An 11,163-nucleotide genomic window follows, 5' to 3' on the forward strand; every position below is an offset into this window, starting at 1 on the left:
TGAAGAAGGGCGTTACCCGGATGTAATTATTGAACTGATGTCGGCGTCTACAGCCAATGCGGATATTGGGGCAAAAAAGGATATTTACGAAGGAACCTTTAGAACACCCGATTATTTCGTGTTTGACCCGTTTAATCCCGACTCTTTACAGGGATGGCGGTTGGATGCCAATTTCCGTTATCAACCGTTGGTTCCGAATGAGTCAGGATGGTTATGGTGCGAAACCTTAGGCTTATGGTTAGGAATTTGGCAAGGAACAATAAGCCGAGAAACAGCACCGTGGTTACGATTTTATGACTCAGAGGGTAATTTAGTTTTATTACCCGAAGAAGCTGAACGTCAGCGGGCTGAATCTGAACATCAACGGGCAGAAACTGAACATCAACGGGCAGAAACTGAACGCCAACGGGCTGAATCTGAACGCCAACGCGCCGAACGTTTAGCCGCACGATTGCGGGAGTTAGGAGAAGACCCAGATAATTAAGGGATATGGGGAAGAAAATCAGTGACCTCATGCTGATGGGCATCCCCTTGTAAAATAGAAATTTATCCTCAATGTCGATAGCCAATTAAAATCATGACACAGCAATTACAGCATCGCATCATCTGTTGGAGTTTAAGTTTAATTATCGCTAGTATTAGCTGCGTCTTTGGACTACCTGCAAGTGTAAATGCTCAGTCTATCTCAAACACTCATCCAACTCAAATCGCTACAGTATCAGCCAGCGAAGCGTTTCGCAATGCATACAATCAGCGCTATACCTGGGATAAAAATTTTCCAGGTTATTCTGCAGAGGTTTCGATTACGCACCAGGGAGATATTGACCAGGGAATCGTTCGGGTTCAACCGGATTTAAGTGTGGATGTCATTAATGTTGAACCGGAAGATTTACGTGAGTTGGTCGCTAATACGGTTAAGATGGAAATCATTCACCGTCGCCAGATACCATTTGAACAGTTGCATGGAAACAATGACTTTGAGTTAAAGGGGAAAGACGAGTATGGGGCGTTAAAAATTAATGAGATGGGTGATAATTCATACTATAAGGTTAAAGGAGATGTAATCACTCAAGTAAATCGTAGCTTTGGAGATGTAGCCGTAACCGTTGACACCCTAGGTACGACTAAAACGCCAGAGGGGTATTTAGTCAGTCACTTTAAAACTACGTTTCGCGATGCCCAAACCGATGAAGTTCTGGAAAAAGAAGATGTGCGAGATTTTCATGAAAAGGTGGGCAACTACTATTTGTTAACGAACCGGACGATTCGATATGCAAAGGAAGAAAATCCGGAAGAAAAACCTGTGGCAGATACAAGAATTCGGTTTAATGATATTCAGCCGTTGTAACTAGAAAAAAATGATTGAGTGGGATCGAGTCGCCGAGTTGTATGATATCTATGTCCATAGTGATATTGATATTTCCTTCTTTATTCGAGAAACCCGTAACGTCTCCGGTCAAGTTCTCGAATTGATGGCAGGAACGGGGCGTGTCTCGATTCCTTTATTAGACGCTGGTGTTTCTCTGGTTTGTGTGGATGCTTCAGCGCAAATGTTAGCTGTTCTGCAAAAGAAGCTGGCACAAAAGGGGTTGTCGGCTAGGATTCAGCGGGCTGATGTGCGAGAGTTGAACCTGCAAGAGTGTTTTGATTTAGCGATTATTCCGTTCAATTCGTTTTCGGAACTGTTGTCAAAGAAAGACCAAGAGAGTACACTCCAATCAATTCACAACCATTTGCGTGAAGGTGGGCGACTTATCTGTACTTTACATAATCCTAATGTCCGGTTAAAATTGGTCGATGGTTCTCTGCGTTTAGAGGGAACGTACAGTCTGGAAAAGCAACAACTCCTGTTCTGGGGACTGGAAAAACAGCAACCGAATCACTGTATTGTTGATCGCACTCAGTTCTACGAAATCTATGATCACCATGGGTTTTTGCAATCTAAGCGCCTCCTGAATATGCAGTTTTGCCTGATCCAAAAGCAAGACTTTGAGGAAATGGCGCAGAAAGCGGGTTACAAAATAGTGGCTTTGTATGGTGATTATTCTTATTCAGAATTCAACAGTGAAACCAGTCCTTCTATGATTTTTATTTTGCAGAAAGGTTGTAACTCTAATTCTTAGACAAAGGACAAATGACAAAGGACAAATGACGCTCCCCACCGTTAAGTTTCATTGCTACCACGGACTTACTCAAAATACCAGTCTTCATGCATTTGGGCGACTTGTGCCAATTTGCCATTTCGACCTAAGGCTTCATCGGCTAATTGGGCAATCCAAATATTCGGTACGGCTTGAGGTCTGTTTTCTAGAACTAGGGATAAGGCTTCCTCCTCTTGACCCGCCCCCAAGAGGATGGCATAAATGGTTAACGCGATCGCGGCGGATCGGCTGATCCCAGCTTGGCAATGGATGAGAACATCTCCGCCTTCCTGGGAAATTATCGGTACGAAGTCAATCACTTGACGAATATGCTCAGATGTAGCTAAAACATAGTCGGGTTCATGATGATTTAAAGCCACAATATCATCAAACTCTAACCGCAGTCGGTGAGGAACTTGGGTGTAACCTGCGGGAGGGGTACTACCGGGTTCGCCAATCGAGATGATATGCGCGATCGCGTCTCCTGTCTCGGACGTGAGAAGTTGGCTGGCTTCGGAATAGGAAGCAATCCATATCTTCGGTAGATTGTTTGCTAGAAATTCAGTCACAATTGTTACTACTTTAATTTAGATTTTGTCCTAATTTTTCCATGAAACTCTCCCAACGGTTTACCGACGCCTTAACCTTTGCTACTGAACTGCACGCCAACCAAACCCGTAAAGGGAATGGCGTTCCCTACATCGCCCACCTGTTAGCCGTTTCTAGTATTGCCTTAGAATATGGGGCAAATGAAGAGGAAGCGATCGCGGCGCTTCTCCATGATGCCATTGAAGACCAAGGCGGTGCAGCAACCCGTGAGGAAATTCGCTGCCGCTTTGGGGATACTATCACGGAGATTGTCGATGGGTGTACCGACGCTGACACCACACCTAAACCCCCTTGGCGTCAGCGCAAAGAAGCTTATATTGCCCATATTCCCACCGCCTCAGCTTCGGTGCGTTTGGTCTCTGCTGCCGATAAGCTGCATAATGCTTGGTCAATTCTTAAAGATTATCGCATTTTAGGAGATAATTTATGGCAACGCTTTCATGGGGGTAAAGACGGTACACTTTGGTATTACCGGGCTTTGATAGACGCCTTTCGTACCCAGGAATCTACGCCAATCATTGACGAATTGGATCGGGTGGTGAGTGAATTAGAATTATTAGCAGGTGTAGCTGACAAGAATTCTGAGTGTTGATTTCTGTAGGGGCGGGTTTTATCGGTATCGTGGGTTGTCACCCGGATGTAACTAAACCCGCCCTAACTCAGTCAAAGGTATACCCCAATCCCAGTACTGCGATCGCGTAGAACCTTTAGCCCCATTCATCCCTAATCGTGCCATGAAACCAATCCTGCTAACCACGGCTGCTATTTTCACCGCCATCACTCTGAATACCAGCGCCTTCGCCGAAAATCTGCAAAATATCCAAAAGGTACTCTCCACCAAAACCTGTCCCGGATGCGATCTCACCGATGCAGGTTTAGTCATGGCAGAATTAGTCGGGGCAAACTTGAGTGGGGCAGATTTGAGTCGCGCTAATCTGAGTCGGGCAAATTTGACGGGGGCGGATCTCACTGGCGCAAATCTTAGTGGCGCGTCTCTCAATGGCGCAAACTTAACGGGTGCGAATCTTAGTGGCGCTATTTTAGTGGGAACGGATCTCAGAGATGCGTATCTGGTGAATGCACAACTGTTTGGTACGGATCTGAGTAGTGCTTATATCCAAGGTACTATTGGTCTTCCTGAATATGCCGGAACCCCTGAAGATTTCTATGCTTGGGGTGTGATTGAAGCTGAACGGGGAAACTATCAAGCGGCTATTGAACATTATAATCAAGCCCTGAATCTTAAAGCTGATTTTGCTCCCGCCTATTTAGCCCGGGGAATTGCCCAATTTCGCTTAAGTAATCACGGCGGTGCAATCCGAGATGCTGAAGTGGCGAGTCAGCTTTTTACGACTCAAGAAAACCCGGTTGGTTTTCAAGCCTCGCAGAATCTGATTGCTATGGTGGAAATTGCCCAAAATCCCCCCGAAGTTCGCTCTCGCCCTTCGTTTGGGAATGCGCTTGTGGGGATTGGTTCACTACTTTTACGATTTTTATCGCCGTTTTGATTGATGAGGGTTTTGTCTGTTGAGGATGGAAATTTTGTTTTTTTAACGCAGAGTAACGCAGAGGTTTACGCAGAGGGCGCAGAGGGGTTTGGAGGATAGTGACCAAAATTTTATAGAGTTCGCAAACAACTAGAAATGATGTTATTTTCGATAATTTTAAGAGTTTGATTTTAAAATTTATGAATAGAATACTGTCTAAAAGTGAAAGTGAGCGAATGTTGAAATGACAATTGATGGACACAGTTTTATTGCTCCTGTCGCTTGGTTACAAAGCATTACAAGTGCAGAACAATTGCTCCTGGGGCGGGAAGTTGTATTTGATCGGTTTAATATTGAGTTCAGACAGGCTGATGAGCAAATTCGGTTTACTTGGCGTGAAGAGTTATCGTAAGGGTAAATGCTATTACTGTTCTTAAGCCTATGGGGTAAACCCGAATGTAAGGACACCATCCTTGCACCCTTCTATCTATACCGCTCTCTTTTTTCTGGATAATTTCTAATTTAAATCATGAACATCAAAGAATTAGAACCGCAACTGCTTGCTCTAAAGCCTACTGAAAAAGCTCAAGCCATTCACCTCCTAGCCCAAAGTTTCGATAACAATTGGAAGGGAATTGAAAAAACGCCTGGTGTCTGTGGCGGAACAGCCTGCATTGCCAATACTCGCATTCCGGTTTGGGTGTTAGTCAATGCTCGCCGTTTAGGGATTAGTGAAGCTCAACTTCTACAAGACTATTCCACGTTATCGGCTGCTGATTTGGTGAATGCTTGGATTTATGCTGAAGTCTATGCTGATGAGATTGAAATCGCTATTCGACAGAACGAAGAAGATTGATGAAGCCATTTTACAGGAAGAATCCTTACGGGGAAAAGTGATGCGAGTAAATCGTCCCGCCCAATAATTTTAAGCGTTACATCAGTAAACTTAACTGTGAACCTTGCTCGGTTTTTTGCACTTCAATTCGCGTCTGAAAGGCTTCCTTAAATTGGGGCATGTGGGTTACAGTTAAAATACAAGCGAAGTCAGAGGCGATCGCGTTAATTGCCGCAATCAATCGTTCACACCCCTCAGCGTCTTGTGTACCAAAGCCTTCATCGACAATCAGCATTTGCAAGGAGGTTCCCGCCCTCTGCGCTAAGAGTCGGGCTAAGGCGAGGCGAATGGCAAAGTTAATCCGGAAGGCTTCACCGCCAGAATAGGTTTCATAAGGGCGGGTTCCGCTAGCGTCGGCGATTAAAATATCCAGGGTGTCGATGAGTTTACTTTTGCGCTTTGATGCCCGTTTTCCGGCTTTTTGGGTGACAATTTGGACGTGTAACTGATTTCCGGTGAGTCGGGATAGTATTTGATTGGTTTCTGCCTCTAATTGGGGTAATATGTTCTCAATCATCAGCGTTTGAATGCCGTTTTTGCCAAAGGCTTTGGCGAGTTCCTGATGCACTCGATATTGCCGTTTTAGGGTTTTAACCTGTTCCTCTTGTTCTTGATATTGAGTTTTCAGGGTATCCAGTTGAGTTAAGCGCTGTTGTAAACGCCCAATTTGGGATAGGTGTTCGTCTAATTGTCGGCGTCGCTGGAGGATGCGCTGTTCCAAGCTTTGGATGTCGCGGCTGGTGTCGGGATACTGTTCTAATTGCTTGACAATTTCGGCAAGTTGTGTATTGAGAGTTTCGCGATCGCCTTGTCGTTGGGCGAGGGTTTGAGTCAGGCTGTCTAATCGTTGACAGAGTTGGGGATAGTGTTCTTGGGCTTTGGTTAATTCTTGATGGCGTAGTTGCCAAGATTGGGCGTGTCGCAGGGCGGTGCGGAGTTGGTTGTGGGTGTCTAAGTTGTAGCCAATTTCGGTAATTTGTGACTCGATCGCGTCGAGTTGCTGTTTGAGGGGAGAAGTGGTTTGTAACTCCTCTAGGGATTGGTTTAGCTGATCGAGTTGGGCTTGCAGTTGGGGTTTTTGTTCCTGAATTTTCTCTAGGCGTCGCTGGGCGTCTTCGAGTTTGGCTTGGCGGATTTCCGCCCAACGCCACCGATCGACTTCTCCGCGTGCGAGGGCGTGGGTTTGTTCGTTGTAGTTTAATTGTTGGAGTTGGCTATCCAGGGTTTGAAGTTGGGTTTGGATATCTAGGGCGTAGGTTCCTTCACTTAGCGATCGCTCCAGTTGTTTCTTTTCTTCGGAGATGTCGTAGAGGCGATCATACACTTCATCGGTGGCTTCGAGTCGGGCTTCGAGTTGTCCCCGTTGTTCGAGTAATTGTTCAAACGGTGCCAATTCTTGGGAGAGTTGGGCGTATTCTTGACGTAAGACTTGCAGTTCCCGTTCACAAACGGCTAGTTGTTCTCGCACCACCCAAAATTGATCTTGAATTTCCTGTTGTTCGGTGCTAGTTTTCTGGATAACGTGCTGGGAATGGGTTTCATCTAAAGGGCGATCGCACAGGGGACATACGGCGTCCTGAACCTGTAGCATTTGGATTTTCTGGGTGAGTTCGGCGATTTGTTTTTCATAACGGCGCTGGCTTTCTTGCAGTCGTTCCTGAAAGCTGCGGCGTTCGAGTCCTTTTTCTTGGACGCGCTGTTGATAGACTTTCTTTTTTTCTAAGGTACTGATTTCGGCGACAACTTGCAGAACGGTTTGTCGCAGTTGGGGGGTGGTGGCGATTTGGTGCGAGAGTTGATCTTCTGAGGCGTTGAGTTCATCTAAACGGGCGCTGAGGCGGGCGTGGTTGCGATCCAGTTCACTTTGCAAGGCGGCGCGGCGTTGCAGGATGGGGGAAACGTCGAGTTGAAGTTGATCCAGGTGATTGAGGCGGGTGCGGGCGGCTTTGAGTTTTTCCACGGCTTCGGCTACGTCTGTCGAACGGGTAAGCATCTGTTGAATTTCTTGTTCTTGGGGGCGCAGGGCGTCGAGTTGGGCTTGGGTTTGGCGAATTTGTAGATTCAATTCCTGAATCTGTTGGTTGAGTTGCTGTTGGTGTTGCTGTTTTTGGCGGTGGGCGTTTTGATCCGCGTGGAATTTTTGGCTGAGACTTTCTTCTCGCTGGTGCAGGGTGAGATAATCAGCATAACCAGCAGTAATTTGATCCTGTTGGTCGAGAATCGTGGCTAATTGCTGCTTTTGGGTTTCGGTGGTGGTGATATCCTGGTGTAGGCGATCGCACTCTTGGGTGAGATTTTGGTATTGCTGGCGGACAAAGGTGAGTTGTTGTTCCCAGGTGTGGCGTTGGTGTTTGAGAGATTGCAGGTGGTGCAGTTGGCTTTGGTCGGTGTCCTGGTCTTGGCGCAGTTGAGATAAGGTGGTTTGAGTGGCGTCTTGTTGGTGTGCGATCGCCTCTCGTTCTTCCAGTTGCTGTTCAATGGCTTGTAAACTGGATTCGAGTTGTTCGGCTTGACCTTTAAATTGGCGGGATAAATCCTTGGCTTGATCGGCTAAGGTTTCATATTGATCCAGTTTCAATAAATCGGCTAAGATTTGTTTACGTTCCGAGGGACGCCGTAGCATAAATTCATCCGCCCGCCCCTGACGCAAGTAGGCGGAGTTGATAAAGGTATCGTAATCCAGCTTAATATGATGCAGGATGAGCTGTTGAGTTGCTCGTAATCCTTTTTCAGTTAAAGAACGAAATCCATCTGGGGTTTCAATTTGAAATTCTAGGGAACTGCTTTGTCCCCGTTGCTTGCTGCGAATCACCCGATGGGTTTGTTGGTTATTATGGAAGATGAAATCTACCCGCACATTTTTAGCCCCGGAATGGATTAAATCATCTTCCGACGCGGCACGGCATTGTCCCCAAATCGCCCAGGTAATCGCTTCTAGGAGAGACGATTTGCCCGCACCATTGGCGCCACAGATACAAGCCGTATGCAGTCCGCGAAAGTCCAGGGTCGTTTCGCGATAACTTAAGAAATTTTTCAGGGTCAGTTTCAGGGGAATCATGCAGGCTGGAATGCCATTGAGACTAGGGATTTAATCAAGTTGTCAGTACATCCGCACTGTTCCATAGTGTATCGACCCTGAGATGCGGATTCCAGCCTTTTTCTCGACAAATTCACAATATTTAATATAATGGAGGTTTAGGATAGATCGATAATATCAATCAAGTATAGGTTTTCCTACCTGGCTCAAAGTGTAGCGTTAGTCACAACCCAATCATTAAGCTTGTGGAAAGAAAAATTTTTTCGACAAGAAAGCGATGAGTATAGGGTAAAATATATACAACACACAATAGCCAGAGTCAAGATCATCAGCAGATCAGCCTAAACACTCCTACTAGCTACCTACCGCAACGGTTTGGGTGATCCACTACACCAGGAAAGATGACAACACCAGCAGTTAGGAGACTCAGCATTTACTGTTTTTCAAGTGAGCCAGATGAAACCAGCCGCACGCCGAATAAGCCAATCACTGGTAGCCCTCTATAGTCTAACAGGGCTTCTAGGCTTTGCTGAGATTGCCCAAGCAGAGGTTACTCCAGAGCAGGATAGCGCAACGACTGTTAACCAAGAGGGTAACAAATTTAAAATAGAAGATGGCGTTGAAGCTGGCAACAATCAGATTTTCAGCTTTGATCAGTTTAGTCTTGGCTCAGATCAAGAGGCTATTTTTAATGTCGATGCTAATATTCAGAATATTCTGAGTCGGGTTACGGGTGGGGATCTATCCCAAATTAACGGAATCATCGACATAGAGGGAGGAACGGGCAGTACCAATCTCTTTTTGATGAATCCGGCGGGTATTGTGTTTGGTCAAGGTGCAAGACTGGATGTGCCAGGCTCCTTTACCGCTACAACTGCCACATCAATTGGTTTAGATTCAGGTTGGTTTAATGCGACAGGTCCAATTGACGCAAATCAGTTAACAGGAAATCCTAACAATTATTTTGCCTTCGATACATCTGAGCCAGGAGCAATTATTAACTCGGCTGATCTAGATGTTGAGAATGGAAACTTAACATTAATCGGTGGTACAGTTGCCAGTGAGGGTACTCTTTCAACGCCCAATGGTCAAATTACTATTGCAACCGTTCCAGGCAATAGTATAGTGCGTCTAAGCCAACCCGGAATGGTATTGAGTCTGGATATTGAACGCCCAGCTTACTCAGGTTCTGATCCAATTGCTCTGACTGACATACCAGCATTAATCACTGGCGGCAATTTACAAAATGCGACAACTTTAGCTGTTGAGAATGGACAAGTCGTCTTGAGCGGTTCAGGTATCCAAAGTGGAGATGTTGTCGCCACTGATACGATTACAGCATCGACAGGAATCGATATTAATTCAAATCGCAGTATTACAACAGCAACGCTTGACACCAATAATGCAGATGAGAATAGTGCAGGTTCAATCTCACTGTTTGCTCAACGGGACATTACAACTGGTGAGATCAATGCAAACGATAACGGTGATGGCTCAGCAGGTGATGTAACCTTGTATGTATCAGAACAAGGAAATATCACAACAGGTGACATAAGAGTGCAGAATCAGTCGGAAGGTGACGCTGGTGATGTAACTATATCCACAGATGACGGTAACATTGATATAAAAAATATTTTTGCTCAAAATCATGCGCCTACTTCTAGACCTGGTGGAAGTAGTTCCGTGATCTTATCTACTGCTACTGGCTCTATTACTATTGAAGGAAACATCAGGGTAAAAAACGATGCTGTAAATCAACAGAATCCTGGTGTTACCCATGGAACTGTACAGTATTTTAATCCGGAGCCACCAGAGTCGAACTCCAACATTGACCCAAATAGCTCCAGCTACGATCCCAACATAATACAGCCAGGTGGCGTTGAACCTGAAAAGCTGGATATTAATTTCACTCCAGCAACTCCGCCACAGGATTTGATAACTGAGAACCTACCACCTAATCCACCACCGACAACAGAGCAACCTAACCAACCACCAACAACAGAACCACCTAACCAACCACCAACAACAGAGCAACCTCCCGAACAAGATCCTTCTGTTGTGGTTGAGGAACCTTCACCTCCCACTCAACTCCCAGTGGAGGAACCTTCTGGTGAAGAAGAAACGCCCGTCATAGTCGTAGAAACTCCTGTAGTGGAAAATCCACCACCGGAACCGGAACCGGAGCAACCAGTAGTGGAAAATCCACCACCGGAACCGGAACCGGAGCAACCAGTAGTGGAAAATCCACCACCGGAACCGGAACCGGAGCAACCAGTAGCGGAAAATCCACCACCGGAACCGGAACCGGAGCAACCAGTAGTGGAAAATCCACCACCGGAACCGGAACCGGAGCAACCAGTAGCGGAAAATCCACCACCGGAACCGGAACCGGAGCAACCAGTAGCGGAAAATCCACCACCGGAACCGGAACCGGAGCAACCAGTAGTGGAAAATCCACCACCGGAACCGGAACCGGAGCAACCAGTAGTGGAAAATCCACCACCGGAACCGGAACCGGAGCAACCAGTAGCACAAGAACCAAGCAATACAGCAGGCGATCGCACTAGCAGCGATAACTCAGGTGCGATCGCGGATAATGGTGATGATGATACTCAAGCTGCCAATTCAGATACGGAAAACAGTATTCAAACCTATAGTCGAACCTATAGTCGGTTTCCTAGGATCAACACTAATAACGATGACGAAGAAAACTGCTCCGCAGATGATCCTAGCTGCGAAGAAGGTAATGTAGCTGAGAGTAACGCCGAGAGCAATAATTCTAATAGCGGGAATAATAACTCCCCTCCGACAACCTACAGCCGGACTCCGACTCAAGCTAGCGATACGCCTTCTACAGAGAACGCCAACACCGATACCTCTAATGATGATGGCGGCGAAACCTATAGCCGTAACCCCGTTACTGTTGAAAATAGTGAGACCGCCGAAGACAATAGTGGTACAGAGACGGTAGATAACAACACCGACAATACAGAT

Annotated in this window: 10 protein-coding genes; 8 read left to right on the plus strand and 2 right to left on the minus strand. The window is 46.2% G+C overall.

What is annotated here, in order from left to right:
* From RH949_RS16175 to RH949_RS16185, 3 genes are all read left to right on the plus strand, one after another.
* Nucleotides 1-484, plus strand: a 484-nt coding sequence (locus tag RH949_RS16175) for a Uma2 family endonuclease (RefSeq protein WP_446354503.1), incomplete at its 5' end; no start/stop codon positions are given.
* Between the two features lie 93 nt (nucleotides 485-577).
* Nucleotides 578-1,348, plus strand: a complete 771-nt coding sequence (locus RH949_RS16180; protein ID WP_446354505.1) for a DUF3386 family protein — start codon at nucleotides 578-580, stop codon at nucleotides 1,346-1,348.
* A gap of 10 nt (nucleotides 1,349-1,358) precedes the next feature.
* Nucleotides 1,359-2,123 carry a class I SAM-dependent methyltransferase gene (locus RH949_RS16185; RefSeq protein WP_446354507.1) on the plus strand — a complete coding sequence of 255 codons (765 nt, stop codon included), beginning with the start codon at nucleotides 1,359-1,361 and terminating at the stop codon, nucleotides 2,121-2,123.
* A 65-nt stretch (nucleotides 2,124-2,188) separates the two neighbouring features.
* Here the strand turns inward: RH949_RS16185 and RH949_RS16190 are convergent, their stop codons facing one another.
* Entirely contained in the window at nucleotides 2,189-2,710 is a 522-nt protein-coding gene (locus RH949_RS16190) for a dual specificity protein phosphatase family protein (RefSeq protein ID WP_446354509.1), read from the minus strand.
* 41 nt (nucleotides 2,711-2,751) lie between these two features.
* On the opposite strand from RH949_RS16190, the gene RH949_RS16195 reads away from it, so the two are divergent.
* The 4 genes from RH949_RS16195 (at nucleotide 2,752) to RH949_RS16210 (ending at nucleotide 5,093) form a co-directional block, all read left to right on the plus strand.
* Nucleotides 2,752-3,342: an HD domain-containing protein gene (locus RH949_RS16195; protein ID WP_446354511.1), complete on the plus strand. Its 591-nt coding sequence runs from the start codon at nucleotides 2,752-2,754 to the stop codon at nucleotides 3,340-3,342.
* 142 nt (nucleotides 3,343-3,484) lie between these two features.
* Nucleotides 3,485-4,258, plus strand: coding sequence for a pentapeptide repeat-containing protein (locus RH949_RS16200; RefSeq protein WP_446354513.1), 774 nt, complete (start codon nucleotides 3,485-3,487; stop codon nucleotides 4,256-4,258).
* Between the two features lie 223 nt (nucleotides 4,259-4,481).
* A complete protein-coding gene (locus tag RH949_RS16205) occupies nucleotides 4,482-4,649 on the plus strand; it encodes a hypothetical protein (RefSeq protein ID WP_006103479.1) in 168 nt (55 codons plus the stop codon).
* A gap of 117 nt (nucleotides 4,650-4,766) precedes the next feature.
* Nucleotides 4,767-5,093 (plus strand): DUF433 domain-containing protein, encoded by a 327-nt coding sequence (locus RH949_RS16210; RefSeq protein ID WP_006103384.1) that lies wholly within the window; start codon nucleotides 4,767-4,769, stop codon nucleotides 5,091-5,093.
* A gap of 76 nt (nucleotides 5,094-5,169) precedes the next feature.
* Here RH949_RS16210 and sbcC read toward each other — a convergent pair whose 3' ends face one another.
* Nucleotides 5,170-8,190: an exonuclease subunit SbcC gene (gene sbcC / locus RH949_RS16215; RefSeq protein WP_446354516.1), complete on the minus strand. Its 3,021-nt coding sequence runs from the start codon at nucleotides 8,188-8,190 to the stop codon at nucleotides 5,170-5,172.
* Nucleotides 8,191-8,625: 435 nt separating this feature from the next.
* Between sbcC and RH949_RS16220 the strand changes: the two genes are divergently transcribed.
* Nucleotides 8,626-11,163: two-partner secretion domain-containing protein (locus tag RH949_RS16220; protein ID WP_446354518.1), on the plus strand; the 2,538-nt coding region annotated here is incomplete at its 3' end.

Origin of the sequence: Coleofasciculus sp. A1-SPW-01 (assembly GCF_040217205.1) — a bacterium.
Classification (GTDB): domain Bacteria; phylum Cyanobacteriota; class Cyanobacteriia; order Cyanobacteriales; family Coleofasciculaceae; genus Coleofasciculus; species Coleofasciculus chthonoplastes_A.